General features: G+C 72.2%; 13 protein-coding genes. 9 read left to right on the forward strand and 4 right to left on the reverse strand.

The window, feature by feature from the left end; all coding sequences use genetic code 11:
• Positions 1-161: 161 nt before the first annotated feature.
• The 5 genes from moeA to OU416_RS29975 all read left to right on the forward strand — a co-directional run bounded on the left by moeA (position 162) and on the right by OU416_RS29975 (position 8,111).
• Entirely contained in the window at positions 162-1,406 is a 1,245-nt protein-coding gene (moeA, locus tag OU416_RS29955; protein ID WP_270930390.1) for a molybdopterin molybdotransferase MoeA, read from the forward strand.
• 62 nt (positions 1,407-1,468) lie between these two features.
• Entirely contained in the window at positions 1,469-3,415 is a 1,947-nt protein-coding gene (locus OU416_RS29960; protein WP_270930391.1) for a M48 family metallopeptidase, read from the forward strand.
• 760 nt (positions 3,416-4,175) lie between these two features.
• Entirely contained in the window at positions 4,176-4,892 is a 717-nt protein-coding gene (locus OU416_RS29965; protein WP_270930392.1) for a phosphatidylserine decarboxylase, read from the forward strand.
• Positions 4,889-5,809, forward strand: coding sequence for a CDP-diacylglycerol--serine O-phosphatidyltransferase (gene pssA, locus OU416_RS29970; protein WP_270930393.1), 921 nt, complete (start codon positions 4,889-4,891; stop codon positions 5,807-5,809). The genes OU416_RS29965 and pssA overlap by 4 nt, the downstream gene beginning before the upstream one ends.
• A gap of 100 nt (positions 5,810-5,909) precedes the next feature.
• Positions 5,910-8,111, forward strand: coding sequence for an AAA family ATPase (locus OU416_RS29975; RefSeq protein WP_270930394.1), 2,202 nt, complete (start codon positions 5,910-5,912; stop codon positions 8,109-8,111).
• Positions 8,112-8,192: 81 nt separating this feature from the next.
• Here OU416_RS29975 and OU416_RS29980 read toward each other — a convergent pair whose 3' ends face one another.
• The gene (locus OU416_RS29980; protein ID WP_270930395.1) at positions 8,193-8,828 is read right to left on the reverse strand and encodes a LytR C-terminal domain-containing protein; all 636 of its coding nucleotides are present in this window, start codon (positions 8,826-8,828) and stop codon (positions 8,193-8,195) included.
• Positions 8,828-9,169 carry a DUF3263 domain-containing protein gene (locus OU416_RS29985; protein WP_270930428.1) on the reverse strand — a complete coding sequence of 114 codons (342 nt, stop codon included), beginning with the start codon at positions 9,167-9,169 and terminating at the stop codon, positions 8,828-8,830. Before OU416_RS29985 ends, OU416_RS29980 begins: the two co-directional genes overlap by 1 nt.
• Positions 9,170-9,441: 272 nt before the next feature.
• Between OU416_RS29985 and OU416_RS29990 the strand changes: the two genes are divergently transcribed.
• Positions 9,442-10,023, forward strand: coding sequence for a peptide deformylase (locus OU416_RS29990; protein ID WP_270930396.1), 582 nt, complete (start codon positions 9,442-9,444; stop codon positions 10,021-10,023).
• Here the strand turns inward: OU416_RS29990 and OU416_RS29995 are convergent, their stop codons facing one another.
• A complete protein-coding gene (locus OU416_RS29995; RefSeq protein WP_270930397.1) occupies positions 10,024-10,659 on the reverse strand; it encodes a Uma2 family endonuclease in 636 nt (211 codons plus the stop codon). It abuts the gene before it with no gap.
• 169 nt (positions 10,660-10,828) lie between these two features.
• Here OU416_RS29995 and thiC point away from each other — a divergent pair, with 169 nt between their 5' ends.
• From thiC to OU416_RS30010, 3 genes are all read left to right on the forward strand, one after another.
• The gene (gene thiC, locus OU416_RS30000; protein WP_270930398.1) at positions 10,829-12,472 is read left to right on the forward strand and encodes a phosphomethylpyrimidine synthase ThiC; all 1,644 of its coding nucleotides are present in this window, start codon (positions 10,829-10,831) and stop codon (positions 12,470-12,472) included.
• A gap of 118 nt (positions 12,473-12,590) precedes the next feature.
• The gene (gene thiD / locus OU416_RS30005) at positions 12,591-13,457 is read left to right on the forward strand and encodes a bifunctional hydroxymethylpyrimidine kinase/phosphomethylpyrimidine kinase (protein WP_270930399.1); all 867 of its coding nucleotides are present in this window, start codon (positions 12,591-12,593) and stop codon (positions 13,455-13,457) included.
• Between the two features lie 201 nt (positions 13,458-13,658).
• Complete coding sequence (locus OU416_RS30010) at positions 13,659-15,632, forward strand: FUSC family protein (RefSeq protein WP_270930400.1); 1,974 nt, start codon at positions 13,659-13,661, stop codon at positions 15,630-15,632.
• 160 nt (positions 15,633-15,792) lie between these two features.
• Here the strand turns inward: OU416_RS30010 and thiG are convergent, their stop codons facing one another.
• Complete coding sequence (thiG, locus tag OU416_RS30015) at positions 15,793-16,557, reverse strand: thiazole synthase (protein ID WP_270930401.1); 765 nt, start codon at positions 16,555-16,557, stop codon at positions 15,793-15,795.
• Position 16,558 lies beyond the last annotated feature (1 nt).

Here is a 16,558-nt window from a genome sequence, read left to right on the forward strand (position 1 = left end):
TCCGACGGCGCCCGGCTCGACCCGCGCCGCGCACGAGCCGCCGACCTGCGGTTTCGGCGAACACGTGCGCCGCGATGCCCGGATCCGGACGCGCTCGGACGAGTCTGCCACGACAGGATCCGGTGTCGATTCACACGCCAGTGGCGACAGCGGGGGTGGTGATGGCCGATGATCGGGGCGTGCCGAACGGAACCGGAACTCCCGACCTGACCGCGGTCGCCGATCACCAGGCGAAAGTCGCGGCGCTGCTGCAGCCGACCCCGGTGCAGGTCAAGCCGCTGGCGGACTGCCTGGGGCACGCGCTGGCCGAGGACCTGGTCGCGCCGATCTCGCTGCCGCCGTTCGACAACTCGGCGATGGACGGCTACGCCGTGCGCTCGGTGGACCTGGTCGACGCGAGCCCGGAGCAGCCGGTGGAGCTGCCGGTCCAGGAGGACGTCCCGGCTGGCCGGATCGACGTGCCGCCGCTGCAGCCCGGCACCGCGCACCGGATCATGACCGGCGCGCAGATGCCGCCGGGCGCGGACGCGGTGATCCCGGTGGAGCGCACCGACCGCGGCACCGAGCACGTGCGGGCGTTCGCCTCGGTGCAGCCGGGCGCGCACGTGCGGCGGGCGGGCGAGGACGTCGTGGCAGGCGCCACGGTGCTCACCGCGGGCACCACCCTCTCCGCCGCTCAGCTCGGCGTCGCCGCGGCGATCGGCGCCGCGCAGCTGCCCGTGCACCGCCCGGTGCGGGTGCTCGTGCTGTCCACCGGTTCGGAGCTGGTCGAGCCCGGCACGGCGTTGCAGCCCGGGCAGATCTACGAGTCCAACGGCCTGATGCTCGCCGCCGCGGTGCGCGAGGCCGGTGCCGAGGCGACGCTGCTGCGGTTCGTGCCCGACGACGTCGAGGCCTTCCACCGCGCGCTCGCCCCGCACCTGGCGAGCACCGATCTGCTGATCACCTCCGGCGGGGTGAGCGCGGGCGCGTACGAGGTGGTCAAGGACGCGCTGACCGGCGAGGGCGTCGAGTTCACCAAGGTCGCGATGCAGCCGGGCATGCCGCAGGGCTGCGGGCGCTACCGGGGCGGGATGGCCGTGGTGACGCTGCCGGGCAACCCGGTCAGCTCGATGGTGTCGTTCGAGGTCTTCGTGCGCCCCGCGCTGCTCGCCGCGGCCGGGCACCGGACGACGCGGCGGCCGGTGCGCCGGGCGGTGCTCACCGAGCCGCTCACCGCGCCCACCGACCGGCGGCAGTACCGGCGCGGCCGGTTCGACCCGGCCACCGGCACCGTCGGCCTGCAGGGCGCGCCCGGTTCGCACCTGCTCGCCGGGCTCGCGCAGGCGAACTGCCTGCTGGAAATCCCCGAGGGCGTCACCGAACTCGCCGCGGAGTCCACAGTGGACGTGATGCTGCTGGATTGACGGATCCGGCATCGTCGCGAAGACTGCACCACCGTCCCGCCCACCCCTCCGGAGTTCTGCACGTGCGTGGCCCCTGGCGCGCCGCCCTGGCACTGGCGCTGCACATCGCCTTCTTCGTCGCCCCGATCGCGCTGGTCCTCGGCCTGCTCTCGATCGCTGTCGTCACCTTCCGCTACGACCGGACCAGCGGGCTCAAAGCCGCCGCGGCGGCACTGGTCGTCGGCGCGTTGTTCGCGGTCGGCCTGCGCGCCGTGCTGCGCTCGCGGGTGCGAGCCCGCGGGGTGCGGCTGGACCGCGCGGAGCAACCCCAGCTGTGGCGGATGGCCAACTCCATCGCCGCCTCGGCCGAAGCCCCCGAACCCGACGAGATCCGGATCACCTCCGAGCCGGTCGTGGTGGTCCGCGAGGACACCGCGCTGCTCGGCCTGCGCACCCGCACCCGGTACCTGGAGCTCGGGCTGCCGCTGCTGGCGGCGCTCAACGTCAGCGAGCTGCGGGCCGCGATGGCCCGCGAGATCGGCCGCCTGACCGGGCGCAACCGGCTCACCGTGCTCGCCTACCGCACGTCGGCCAGCGTCGAGCGCACCGCGGCCGGCCTCACCGGCGGGCCGACCAAGTGGCTGTTCAACGGGTACGCCCGCGCGTTCACCACGGTCGCCGCCACCACCGCGCAGGACCTGGAGCTGGCCGCCGACGCGGTCGCCGTCCGGGAGGCCGGGACCCGCACCGCGGTGCTCGCGCTGCGCAAGGCGGTGGCCGTCGAGATCGGCTGGCGCGAGTACGCCGACGAGTACCTGAGCATGGCCACCGCGATCGGCCACGCCCCGGACGTGCTGCTGGGCTTCCGCAACTTCATGGCCCACCCGGCGCGCAAGCCGCGGCTGGCCGAGCGGGCCAAGCAGACCATCGCCGAGGAGCCGCGCACCCGCAAGCGCATCGAGGCGATGAAGCGGATCAAGACCGGCGACCGCGAGCTCGACGAGCGGCCCGCGTTCGCCGTGCTGAAGAACCCGCGCAAGAGCGTGCCCGAGCTGGAGGGACGGCTGCTGGTCGACGGCCTCGACCAGCGGCTGCCGTGGCCGGAGCTGGCGCAGCGGGCCGGTGCCGCGCACGTCGCCGAGCAGGCCGCGCTGCTGAGCTCCGCGGTGGAGCAGAGCGGGCTGCCGATCGAGCCGTCCATCGCCGGGGTGCTGGCGGCCATCCACCGCGGCCAGGGCCGCGACCTGATCAACCCGGTGCTCAACCCCGGGCTGAACCCGGAGCTCATCGACCAGGCCGCCGAGGACACCCTGGTCGAGCTGCTCGGCTGCGTCGTGGTGGACGCGCTGGTCTGCGCGCGCCGCGCGCACCACGAGCTGGACTGGGGCGGCCCGCCGCCGGTCCGGCTGGCAGGCGGCCAGCCGCTGGACGCCGACCGGCTGGTGCGGCCCGCGGTGGTCGACCCCCGGCTGATCCCCGGTCTGCACCGGGCGCTGGTCAACCTGGGCGTGCCGCTGAACCACGCGCGCCGCCCGGCGGCCGAGCCGGAGCCGGAGCTGGCCGGGATCGTCAGCCCGGTGCAGTGCGCGGGCAGCAGCTACGACCTGCTGGTCACCGATCGGGGGCTGGTGCTGCTGCCCAGCTCGGCGAGCACCACCAAGCGCCTGTTGGCGGGCACCCTGGCGCGGTTCCGCGAGGCGGAGCTGGAGCAGCTCGGCGAGCTGGCCGCGACGCCGGTCGGCGAGCTCCGCGAGCGCTCCGGCGCGCAGTGGGTGGACAGCCGCGACGTGGCCAGCGCCCGGCTCGACCAGGACCGCGCGGGCTGGTCGCTGTCGCTCGAGCTCTACCTCGACGAGTACGCGGTGTCCGACCTGGACGACGGCCTGGTGCGCGGCGACGAGGACGGCGCCTCCGAGCTGGTGCTGCGCAGCAGCGCCGACGGCGTGGAGCACGGCGACCCGTACCGGGGGCTCGGCGAGCTGATGGGCGCACGGATGAACGTCGAAGAACCGCTAGCCGCGATCGAGTAGAGCCATTTCCAGGCTCGTTCTGCGTTGCGGTGCCGGTAGCGGAACCTCAGCGCCCGCCTGGACTGCGGGTGCCCGACCTGATGTATAGACCAATACACGGCGGCCGGGCCGTCCTCGCCAGGCGAACGCTGAGAACCCGCGGCGGTGCCAGCTGCGAGGGTGGGCTATGCGCCTGCGGCGCATGCGACACCTTCCGCAGTGCGGCACGTCGATCATCGCGGCGGCGGTCGTCGGCCAAGATGAAAACGTTCGAGTGACTTCGAGCCGCAAGTTGATCACTCCGCGTCATGTAACGGCCTGGAAGCATCCTCCGAAAGCGGCTACGGAGTTTGTGTGACGTCAATTACACTGGAATCCGCGTAACGAACAGTCGTGCAGATGCATCTACTAGACGTCCGCTGAACACCACTGCTTGCCCGGTGGCGGCGGACACTTCGAGGGCCGTGCGCCGTCGGGGGGCGCACGGACCCGCGCGAGCAGGGGCCGTTCGGCGACTACGGGGAGCCGCCGAACGGTCCCTGTTTCTTGTTTTCACCCCGTCGGGTGACTTCGGGATCAATGCAGCGGTACCATTCCAGCGCGCCATATGCGCAGGTCAGCTCGGCTGTTCTTGATCAACTACGCCCCCTGGCGTCAGTTGGCCCGAGGCGTCCGCGATGCTGTACCGACCACGGCACCGGCCACCGGACCCGAGCACCTGCGGGACCGGCGACCGCGCGGCCGCACCAAGGACCCGCCGACGCAGGGGCGTAGCACCGCGATGAGCACCGCGAAAGAACCGAAGAAGAGCCCGCTGGCCCACCTCGCCGGCCTCGCGCGCGACACCATCCCACCGATGCACCCGGCCGGACGTCCGTTCGTGCTCGGCGCCGCCGCCGCGACCCTCCTGCTGCGCCGCATCTGGCGCCCCGCCGGCGTTCTCGGCGGCGTGCTGACCGCCTGGTGCGCGTGGTTCTTCCGCGAACCGGCGCGCACCACGCCCAGCCGCGAAGGCCTCGCGGTGGCCCCCGCCGACGGCACGATCTCGCACATCGAGCCCGCCGTGCCGCCCGCCGAACTCGGCCTCGGCGACGAGCCGATGGTCCGGATCAGCGCGTTCCTGACCATCTTCGACGTGCACGTCCAGCGCATCCCGCTGGCCGGGCGGATCGAGACCATCGCCTACCGGCCGGGCAAGTTCCTCTCCGCCGACCTGGACAAGGCCAGCGAGGACAACGAGCGCAACTCGATGGTCATCCGCGGCGCGGACGGCACCCGGGTGGCCGTGGTGCAGATCGCCGGCCTGGTGGCCCGCCGCATCGTCTGCTCGGTCGCCGAGGGCGACGAGCTGCCCGCCGGCCGCACCTACGGGCTGATCCGCTTCGGCTCCCGCGTGGACCTCTACGTCCCCGCGGGCAGCCGGATCCTGGTGGAGCCCGGCCAGCGCACCATCGGCGGCGAGACGGCGCTCGCCGAGCTGCCCCGGGGCGACTCATGAGCATGCGGACCACTCCCGGCGTCCGGCTGCTGCCCAACGCGATCACCGTGTTGGCCATGTGCGCCGGGCTGTCCGCGGTCCAGTTCGCGCTCACCGGCAACCTGCCCGGCGCCATCGGGTCCATCGCGGTCGCCGCGGTGCTCGACGGCCTCGACGGGCGGATCGCCCGCCTGCTCGACGCCACCTCCAAGATGGGCGCCGAACTGGACTCGCTGTCCGACGCGATGTCCTTCGGCGTCGCCCCGGCGCTGACGCTCTACGCCTGGCAGCTGCAGGACAACCGGCTCGGCTGGGTGGCCGCGCTGATCTTCGTGGCGTGCATGGTGCTGCGCCTCGCGCGGTTCAACACGCTGCTGGAGGACGCCGACCAGCCGCCGTACGCCAAGGAGTTCTTCGTCGGCGTGCCCGCCCCGGCGGCCGGGCTGCTCGCGCTGCTGCCGCTCATCATCACCGCGCACTTCGGCCACCCGGGCTGGTGGGCGGACCAGACCGTGGTGATGATCTGGATGGTGCTGATCGCCGCGCTCGCCGTCAGCCGGGTCCCCACGCTGTCGCTCAAGACCGTCAAGGTGCCGCCGCGCCTGGTCGCGCCGCTGCTGGTGCTGGTGGCGCTGCTGGCGGCCGCGATCATCATGTTCCCGCTGATCTCGCTGGCCATCGCCATGGTGATCTACCTGCTGCACGTGCCGTACGCGATCTACCGGCACAACTGGCTGGCCAACCACCCGGAGGCGTGGGAAGCACCGCCGCGCGAGCGGCGGGCGATCCGCCGCCGCACCGGCCTCCGCCCGCCGCTGCGCCGCAGCGTGGCGGGCGCGGCGCGCCGCGTGCGCCGCCGCTACAGCCACCCGAACGGCCCCCGCCGCAGCTGGCGGCGCCTGGAACTGCGCCGCGACCGCAACGACACCAACCGCTGAGCCGCCCTGGATGACGCGAGTTCCGTTGAAGTCGGACACACGACTTCGATGGAACTCGCGTAACGCTGATGAGGCGGTAGCGCGCGGTTAAGCTCGCGGCGTGTCGTCGATAACGCTGACCGCCCGGGTTTCGCCCTCCGCCAAAGACGCTCGGCGCGGGGTGGTGCGGTTGCACCCCGAAGTGCTCGATGCGCTGGGGCTGCGGCCGTGGAACGCCGTGCAGCTCACCGGAGCGCGGGTGACCGTGGCGCTCGCCGCCGCTGCCGGGGCCGGCAGCCCCACCGGCGTGGTGCTGCTGGACGACGTCGCGCTGATGAACCTCGGGCTCGCCGAAGGAGCCGAGGTCGGCGTCGCCCCGGTGCAGGTCAGCGCGGCGCAGCGGGTGGTCATCGCCGGTTCGCGGATCGCGCGGGCCACCGTCGCCCCGGAGACGCTGCGGCTGGCGCTGACCGGCAAGGTGTTCGGCACCGGCGACTCGGTCTCGCTGCTGCCGCAGGACGTGGCGCCCACGACCACCGGCAACGCCGTCGAGGTGCGCCGCAAGCTGTCCACCGCCATCGGCATGACCTGGACCAACGAGCTGATCACCGTGGCCGCCACCGAACCGGCGGGCGCGGTCGCCGTTCGTCCGTCCACAGTGGTCGAATGGCGGGACGTCAGCAGCCCGGAGCCCGCCGCCGCACCGGTCGCGGCACCACCGGCACCGGTGGAGCAGCCGAGCGAGCCGGTGGTCCCGGTCGCCGACCTGGTCGGCTCCCGCGACACCGCCAAGCGGCTCGGCGAGTGGCTGCGCCTGGCCTTCGACCAGCCGGACCTGCTGCGCCGCCTCGGTGCCGAACCGCACCTCGGCGTGCTGCTCAGCGGGCCGTCCGGGGTCGGCAAGGCGACGCTGGCCCGCGCGGTCACCGCCGACATCGGCGCCGAGCTGGTCGAGCTGTCCGCGCCGAGCGTGGCAGCGCTCGAACCGGGCGCCGCCGCGAAGCGCCTGCAGGACGCGATCAACCGCGCCACCAGCGCCCAGGGCAACCGCGTGCTGCTGCTGACCGACGTGGAGAGCCTGCTGCCGGGCACCGAACCGCCGCCGCTGGCCACCGTGGCGCTGGACGCGATCCGCGCCGCGATCGGCACCGACCGGCTCGCCGTGGTCGTCACCAGCTCCCAGCCGCAGTCCATCGACCCGCGGCTGCGCGAACCGGGCCTGGTCGACCGGGAGCTGACGCTCGGCCTCCCGGACGACGCCACCCGCACCGACCTGCTGCGGGTGCTGCTGCGCAACGCGCCGCTGGACGGCGACGTGCAGCTGTCCGAGATCGCCGAGCGCGCCCCGGGGTTCGTCGTCGCCGACCTCGTCGCGCTGTGCCGGGAGGCCGCCGTCGGGGCCGCCCTTCGGCACCAGGCCGACACCGCCGACCCGCGCATCCGCCAGCAGGACCTGGTGGCGGCGCTGGCCTCGGTTCGGCCGATCTCGATGTCCACATCGGACAACCTGCAGACCGGCGGGCTGACGCTGGACGACGTCGGCGACATGACCGAGGTGAAGCAGTCGCTCACCGAGACGGTGCTCTGGCCGCTGCAGTACCCGGACTCGTTCACCCGGCTCGGCGTGGCGCCGCCGCGCGGCGTGCTGCTGTACGGGCCGCCGGGCTGCGGCAAGACGTTCCTGGTCCGCGCGCTGGCGGGCAGCGGGCGGCTGAACGTGCTGGCCGTCAAGGGCGCGGAGCTGATGGACAAGTGGGTCGGCGAGTCCGAGCGCGCGGTCCGGGAGCTGTTCCTGCGCGCTGCCAACGCCGCTCCGGCGCTGGTGTTCCTGGACGAGGTGGACGCACTGGCGCCCCGCCGCGGCCAGTCATCGGACTCCGGCGTGGCCGACCGCGTGGTGGCCGCGCTGCTGACCGAGCTCGACGGCGTGGAGCCGATGCGCGACGTGGTGGTGCTCGGCGCGACGAACCGCCCGGAACTGGTCGACCCGGCCCTGCTGCGCCCAGGCCGCCTGGAGCGCCTCGTCTACGTACCCCCGCCGGACGCCGAAGCCCGCGAGGCGATCCTGCGCGCCGCGGCCAAGAACACCCCGCTGGCCTCCGATGTGGACATCCCAGCCCTGGCAGCCGACCTCGACGGCTACTCAGCGGCCGACTGCGCAGCCCTGATCCGAGAAGCGGCCCTCACCGCGATGCGCGAATCCATCTCCGCGGCCGAGGTCTCGGCAACCCACCTCACCACCGCCCGCAAGGCGGTCCGCCCTTCCCTCGACCCCGCCCAACTCGCATCCCTGGAGTCCTACGCCCACTCCCACCGCCCCTGACCGTCACCCGGCCCTGCGTCAATTTCGTACGAAATTGACGCCCACCTGGGGCGGAAGGGGACGCTGGGCTGCCCGATCGGGTTACTTGGCGTCGACGGGGCCCTTGTAGTCGTTGGTGATGATGGCGATCAGGCCGGGGGTGGCGTCCTGGATGCCGTCGAAGCGGGGCTCGACGCGGGCGCCGAAGCGGGCCGCGAGCTGCTTGGCCTGGGTCTCCTCCGGGGTGCCCGGGCGGAAGTAGACCGTCGTCGTCGGGATGAGGCCCGCCGAGTAGTTGCCCACCTCCGGCACGTCGTAGCCGGTGCGGCGGAAGTCCTCCGCGGCGCGGTGCGCCAGTCCGCTGATCGTGCTGTTGTTGTAGACCCGCACCACGATCACCTCGGACTGCTGGCCGGAGCCGCCCGGCGAGTCGGGGCGCTGCGGCGGCGGCGGAACCTGCTGGCCGCCCGGGTTCTCCGGTGAGGGCAGCGGCGCGGGCGGGTTCTCGGGCTGCTGCTGGACCGGCTCGGTGGCGGCGGGCGGCGGGGGCTGCTGCACCAGCGACGACTTGGCCGGGTAGTTCCCCGGCTCGGGGGGCAGCGGTTGGGCGGAGTTCGGCGCGTCGCCGCCGGAGACCAGCGTGGCGATGCCGATGGCGCCCGCGATCACACCGGCCCCGATCAGCCCGAAGCCGATGAGCTTGGCCTTGGCGGGTCCGGCGGATTCCCCTGAAGTCATCAGTGCAACTCGATTCCCAGTCGTTGAGCGGCCCGTTCGCGCTGCCGCGCCGCCCGTGCCTTGCGCAGCCGTTTGATCAGCATAGGGTCAGCCCGAAAAGCTGCAGGACTGTCCAGCAGCGCGTTCAGCACCTGGTAGTAGCGCGACGGCGACATGTCGAACAGCTCCCGGATCGCCCGCTCCTTCGCGCCCGAGCGCTTCCACCACTGCGACTCGAACGCCAGCACGCCGCGCTCCCGGACGGTGAGCTCGCCGGACGGCAGCAGTTCCGGCTCCGGGGCGGGCGCTTGTTCCGGCTCGGGCGCGGGTGCTTGTTCCGGCACCGCTTCGACGGCCCGCAATCGCCGCCCCTCCGGCGTTGCCCGCTGCTCCTGCCCGCGCGCCAGCTGCTCGCACTGGCGAGCGATCTCCTGCGCGGTCAGCATTTGGGCGGCGTCCATCCGACTCCTCGCCTCGCGATCCGGGCCTTCGGCGCGTTCGCGGAATCACACGGCTGTGATTCCCCCTTGATTACACCATGCCCACCAATCCCGGGTGCGCGGATCACACCGCCGGGCTACCGGAAAAGAGCACCCGCGGACCGGCTGACGGCGTTACCGATAAAGTCGCGGTCATGGCTGTTCACCCGATCTGCGTCTTCGGCGACCCGGTGCTGCACAACCCCACGCGCCCGGTGGAGCACTTCGACGACGAACTGCGCACCCTCGTCGAGGACATGTTCGAGACGATGGCCGCCGCGAACGGCGTCGGGCTGGCGGCCAACCAGATCGGCGTGGACCTGCGGCTGTTCGTCTACGACTGCCCCGACGACGAGGGCGTCCAGCACCGCGGCGTGGTGGTGAACCCGGAGCTGACCACGTCGGAGGTCCCGGAGGGGATGCCCGACCCGGACGAGGACTGGGAGGGCTGCCTGTCGGTGCCCGGCGAGTCCTACCCGACCGGCCGGGCGAGCTGGGCCAAGGTCACCGGGTCCGATGTGGACGGAAAGCCCGTCGAGGTCGAGGGCACTGGGTTCTTCGCGCGCTGCCTGCAGCACGAGACCGACCACCTGGACGGCTACGTCTACCTGGACCGCCTGGTGGGCAGGCACAAGCGCGCCTCGAAGAAGATGATCAAGCGCAACGGCTGGGGCGTGCCGGGCCTGACCTGGGACCCGGCCGAGCACGGCGACCCCTTCGCCGACGACGAGGACTGATCAGAAGCCCTTGGTGTCCAGGGTGAGGTCGAACGGTTCGGGGATCTCGACCGGTTCTCCGAATTCCCATCCCCGCCAACGGGTGTACGACCTTTCCGCAGGACCCGTGAACAGCTGAACCGGCGGCCGATCTTCCTGGAATCGATCGACCAACAAGCACATCCCCACTCCGGCGCGCGCATATTCGCGCAGCTTCGTCCGGCCCGGTTCGGAATTGCTCGTCACGACCTCAACCACCAGCAACGCCTTCGCACCGGGAATCCGCGCACCTCTGGCAGGCACGGAATCGCGCGACACCACGACCAGGTTCGGTTGATAAATCCCCCGCCAGCCGGGAATTTCAACGTGCGTGTCGCGGAGCAGCACCCAATCCACTGAGGCCGAAGGCACCAGCGAAGCCGCAATTCGGTCGAGGATCGCGGGCATTTCCGCCGTCGGCGGCCGCATTTCGATCCGCCCCGAGATCAACTCCGCGCGCCAGCCTTCCGGCACGCACAAACCCTCCCAGGCACGCTGGAACTCGGCCTGGAGAAATGAATCCATTTCATCACCCTTCGTGATCGATGTACGCACCCAAAGTAGCCACCCGCTCTGACAATTCACGTCTTCCCAGGTCAGGACGTTGCGCTCGGACATCGGGGTGAACGGGGGTTGGCAGCCCGCGGGGGTGCGGCTAGCGTTGCAGCGGCAAACGAACACCGCGGGAGCTCGCACCAACAGCGGGCTGAGAGGGCGGCTGGAGAATTCCGGGGCCGCCGACCGCAGAACCTGACCGGGTAATGCCGGCGTAGGGAGTGGATTGGCAGTGGCCGACGTGCGTCCGAACGCGTCCGAGAACGGCAGCGAGATCACCACCGGAGCCATCAGCGGCTCGCGAAAGGTGTTCCGCAGCACCGAATCCGGCCTGCAAGTGCCATTCCGCCGCATCGAGCTCACCAACGGCGAGCACCTCGACGTGTACGACACCTCCGGGCCGTACACCGACGAGAACGCCACCGTGGACGTCCACAGCGGACTCCACCGGATGCGAGCGGGCTGGACCGACGGGCGGGAGCACCGGACCCAGCTGGGCTGGGCGAGGTCCGGCGCCATCACGCGGGAGATGGAGTACATCGCCGCGCGGGAGGGCGTCGCCCCCGAGTTCGTCCGGGACGAGGTGGCCAGCGGCCGGGCGGTGATCCCGGCCAACCGGTGCCACCCGGAGAGCGAACCGATGATCATCGGGAAGAACTTCCTGGTGAAGGTCAACGCCAACATCGGCAACTCCGCGGTGACCTCCTCGGTCGAGGAGGAGGTGGAGAAGATGGTGTGGGCGACCCGCTGGGGCGCCGACACCGTCATGGACCTGTCCACCGGCAAGCGCATCCACGAGACCCGCGAGCGGATCCTGCGCAACTCGCCGGTGCCGATCGGCACCGTGCCGATCTACCAGGCGCTGGAGAAGGTCAACGGCGATCCGGCCGCGCTGACCTGGGAGATCTACCGGGACACCGTGATCGAGCAGTGCGAGCAGGGCGTGGACTACATGACCGTGCACGCCGGCGTGCTGCTGCGGTACGTGCCGCTGACCGCCCAGCGCGTCACCGGCATCGTCTCCCGCGGCGGGTCGATCATGGCCGCCTGGTGTCTGGCGCACCACCGGGAGAGCTTCCTGTACACGCACTTCAGCGAGCTGTGCGAGATCCTGCGCGACTACGACGTCACGTTCTCGCTCGGCGACGGCCTGCGGCCCGGCTCCATCGCCGATGCCAACGACCGCGCGCAGTTCGCCGAACTGGAGACCCTCGGCGAGCTCACGCACATCGCCCGCGCGCTCGACGTGCAGGTGATGATCGAGGGCCCCGGCCACGTGCCGATGCACAAGATCGCCGAGAACGTGCGGCTGGAGGAGGAGCTGTGCGGTGAGGCGCCGTTCTACACGCTCGGGCCGCTGACCACCGACATCGCTCCCGCCTACGACCACATCACCTCCGGGATCGGCGCGGCGATGATCGCCCAGGCCGGCACCGCGATGCTCTGCTACGTCACGCCCAAGGAGCACCTGGGCCTGCCCAACCGGGACGACGTCAAGACCGGCGTGATCACCTACAAGATCGCCGCGCACGCCGCCGACCTGGCCAAGGGCCACCCGCGGGCGCAGGAGCGCGACGACGCGCTGTCCAAGGCGCGCTTCGAGTTCCGCTGGACCGACCAGTTCAACCTGTCGCTGGACCCGGACACCGCGAAGGCGTTCCACGACGAGACGCTGCCCGCGGAACCGGCCAAGACGGCGCACTTCTGCTCCATGTGCGGGCCGAAGTTCTGCTCGATGAAGATCACCCAGGACGTCCGCAAGTTCGCCGAGGAACGCGGCCTGACCAGCGTCGAGGCAATCGAGGCAGGCATGCGGGAGAAGTCCGAGGAGTTCGCGGGCACCGGCGGCAAGGTCTACCTGCCGCTGGCCGACTGAGAACCCGTGAGTGCTTTGGGGCGCTCTGGCACCCCAAAGCACTCACGGAACCTGACCTGCGGAAATGCGCGCACGCACCCGGGAAGATCGGCAGGAGCGGGGCCGTAGCATGGAGTGGATGCACGAGATCTCGGCGGAGCACGAAGCACGGCCCGCGCACGACACCGCCCCACCGACCGCGCTGACCATCGCCGGATCGGACTCCGGGGGCAGCGCGGGGATGCACGCCGACCTGCGCGCCTTCTTCGCCTGCGGGGTGCACGGGATGACCGCGGTCACCGCGGTGACCGTGCAGAACACCGTCGGCGTCACCGGCCTGGTGGAGATCCCGCCGGAGACCGTCGCCGCGCAGGTCGAGGCGGTGGCCTCCGACATCGGCGTGGACGCCGCCAAGACCGGGGTGCTGGCCTCCGCCGCGACCATCGAGGCGGTGCTGGAGGTCTGCGACGCGCACGGCATCGGCCGCGGCGGGCGCACGCCGTTCGTGGTGGACCCGGTCGCCGCCTCCCGCAGCGGCGAGCCGCTGCTCCGGAAGGACGCCCTCGACGCGCTGCGCAACGAGGCGTTCCCGCGCGCTTCCCTGGTGACGCCGAACCTCGACGAGGTGCGGCTGCTGACCGGCATCGACGCGCGCACCCGCGCCGATCTGCTGGACGCGGCCAAGGCGATCTACGACTTCGGCCCGGAGTGGGTGCTGATCAAGAGCGGTCACCTGCCCGACGACCCCGAGTGCATCGACCTGCTCTTCGACGGCGCCGAGGCCATCCCGCTGGCCGGGCCGCGCTACGCCACGGTGCACACGCACGGCGCGGGCGACGTCTTCGCCTCCGCGATCACGGCGGCGCTCGCCAAGGGCGCGTCGATGCCGGACGCGGTGCGCAGCGGCAAGCGGTTCGTCACGCGCAGCGTCTCGCACGCCTACCCGCTCGGGGCGGGCGTCGGCCCGGTGTCGACCTTCTGGCGCGTCAGCCCGCGGTCGTTCTGACCCTCCGAGCCCCTAATAGAGTGATTTCCATCCCGGATCTGTAACCCGAATGGTGTGCCTCATCGACAAACTGGTCGAGAAGCGCGTAATTCCCAGGACCGCACGCCTCTGCAGCGCGCGGTCCTGTGCGCGCTGCGCGAAACGACGATGACAGGGGTTTTCGACAGCGTGGCTAAATCGGTCAGGACTGCTAAGTCGGCGTTGGCCGCCCGAGCCCGGCAGCTGCTCGCCACCGAGGCGGGCGCGCCGGACCCGAGGCAGCGCCAGTACGCCGTGCTGGTGCTCGTCGCAGTGATCGCGGGGACCGCAGTCGGCTGGCTGTTCGACCTGCAGACGCCCGCGCTGCTGGCCGGGCTGACCGCGGTGCTGGCGCTGGTCGCCACCGGTGGCCAGTCGCTGCGCTCGGACCTGCGCCGGTTCGTCTGGTTCACCCCGGCGCTGGTGCTGGTGATGACCCTCGGCCCGCTGCTGGCGAACATCCCGGTGCTGGCCGGGCTGGTGGTGGCGCTCGTCGTCTTCGGCTCCGGCATGCTGCCCGCGCTCGGCGAGCACTACCGGATCGGTGGGCAGACCTTCGCCGCGGCGACCCTGGTGTCCACCACGACCGGCATCGGCAGCGACCAGCCGGTGTGGATGCTGCTGGCCGCCTCCGCCTCCGGCGCGGCGTTCGCCCTGCTGCTGCGGGTGATCATCGGCCTGAGCGATCCCGGCCGCGCCACCCGCGTGGCCGTCGCGCGGACGCTGCTCGAACCCGGCCCCGGCGTGGTGGAGTCGGCTGCCGCCGCGTGGCGGGCGGACGGCTCCAGCACCTGGCTCGGCGAGGTGCTGGCCGGTGCCGCGCGCTTCCGCGCCGCCCGCGAGACGCTGCTCGCGCAGGCCCAGCAGAGCGATCGCATCGAGGCCGACCGGCTGCAGCGGATCGTCGCCGAGGCCGACAAGGTCGCCGCGGAGCTGGCCAGGGCGGTGCGCTCCCGCGCCTGCACCGGTCTGCCCTACGCGGCGCGGCGCGACCCGGCGGAAGCGGTGCTGGCCCGCGGCGGGCGGCAGGACCTGCCGGAGGCCGTGCGCGGCATCAACCAGGGCCTCGACCGGATCCGGGCCACCGTGGTCCGCCGCGTCGAGACCCCGCTGCCGCCGCAGGCGCCCGGAGCGCGCCGGGAGCGGCTGATCGGCGCGGTGCGCGCGCACCTGTCGTTCCGGTCGTCGCTGTTCCGGCACTCGATCCGCTGCACGCTCGCGGTCGCCTTCGGCATGGTGATCGTCCTGCTGCTGCGCGATCCCTCGGCGTCGAGCCTGCTGCTCGCGCTGTACGTGGTGCTGCAACCCGCAGCGCGCGACAGCATGACCGGCGCGCTGGAGCGCACCGGAGGCGCGGTGCTGGGCGTGACCGCGCTGGCGGTGCTGATCACGCTGCTGCCCGGCGCTTTCCTGCTGGTGCCGCTGGTGATCGGCGGGATGCTGCTGAGCATGCCCCGGCTGCGCAGCGAGTACCAGACGCTGCTGGGCTGCCTGATCGTGATCACCGTCGTGGACCAGGCGATGCGGCTGGACCGGCCGCTGGTGAACGTCGGGATCAGCTTCGCCGCGAACACCGCGGTCGGCGCGGCCATCGCGCTGATCGTCGGCTACGTCGCCTACCTGGTGCTGCCCAGCAGCATCCTGCCGGACGTCCGGGGCGCGGTGCGCTCGACGGTGTGGTCGGTGTCCGAGCTGCTGCGCAGCGTCCGGGCGGCTGGCCAGGGCGTCGACCTGCCCGCGGCGCTGCAGGCGGCGAACGTGCTGGCGCTGCGGCGCACCCAGGACCTGCTGGGCATGCCCGCGCTGCTGGACGGCACGGGCGAGGAGACCGACGACGACCGCGCCACGCGGGACGCGGCGGTCGCGCTCGACGCCCTGCGCCAGGACGTCGCGACGCTGGCGTTCCGGCCGGAGGCCGAGCAGGCGGTGGCGGTTCCGGCGCTGCGCGCGGTGGACGACCTGCTGGGCGGCAAGCCGTCGGCGAGGATCCCGGACGTCCCGGAGAGCAGCGCCCCGGCGACGGAGCTGCTGGCCAGCTCGCTGCTGGAGAACGCCTTGCACGCCCGCCAGGCGATCGACCGCACCTTCGGCTACGACAACCCGTGGAAGAGCTACACGATCTCCTTCGTGCGCCCGGAACGCCTCCACATCCGCTGACGCAAGGCGGAGGTCGGCGGGGAGACCCCGCAGGCGGGTGCCCAGGGTGTGTGGTCACCCCGAGGAAGCTCCGTTTCCGCTGGTCAGGACCCGTGAGTGGTTTGGGGTGCTATAGCCCCTCAAAGTACTCACGGGTCCTGACCTGCACCGGAGTGCGCGATCAGCCCATCGGGCGGCCTGGGCTGGAGGCTTCCGCCCAGAAGCGCTTGGGGATCCGGCCCGCCTGGGACGCCAAGCGGCCCGCTTCGACCGCCGAGCGCATCGCCGCCGCCATGCGCTCCGGGTCCTGGGCCCGGGTCACCGCCGTGGCCAGCAGGACCGCCGAGCAGCCCAGCTCCATCGCCAGCGCCGCGTCCGACGCCGTGCCGATGCCCGCGTCCAGCACGATCGGCACCGAGGCCCGGGAGACGATCATCTCGATGTTGTGCGGGTTCCGGATGCCCAGGCCCGTGCCGATCGGCGAGCCCAGCGGCATCACCGCGGCGCAGCCGGTCTCCTCCAGCTTCAGCGCCAGGACCGGGTCGTCGTTGGTGTAGGCCAGCACCACGAAGCCCTGGTCGACCAGCTGCTCCGCGGCGTCCAGCAGTTCCACCGGGTCGGGCAGCAGCGTGTCGTCGTCGGCGACGACCTCCAGCTTGACCCAGTTCGTCTCCAGCGCCTCGCGCGCCAGCTGCGCGGTCAGCACCGCCTCGGCCGCCGTCCGGCAGCCCGCCGTGTTCGGCAGCGCCTCGATGCCGAGCTTGCGCAGCAGGTCGAGCACGCCGGTGCCGCCACCGGCGTCCGCGCGGCGCATCGCCACGGTGGTCAGCTCGGTTCCGGACGCGATCAGCGCGCGCTCCAGGACCGCGAGGTTCGTCGCCCCGCCGGTCCCGGTGATCAGCCGCGAACCGAACTCGCGACCGGCGATCAGCAACGGGTCGTCCACG

This window comes from Saccharopolyspora indica, assembly GCF_027853965.1.
GTDB lineage: Bacteria > Actinomycetota > Actinomycetes > Mycobacteriales > Pseudonocardiaceae > Saccharopolyspora > Saccharopolyspora indica.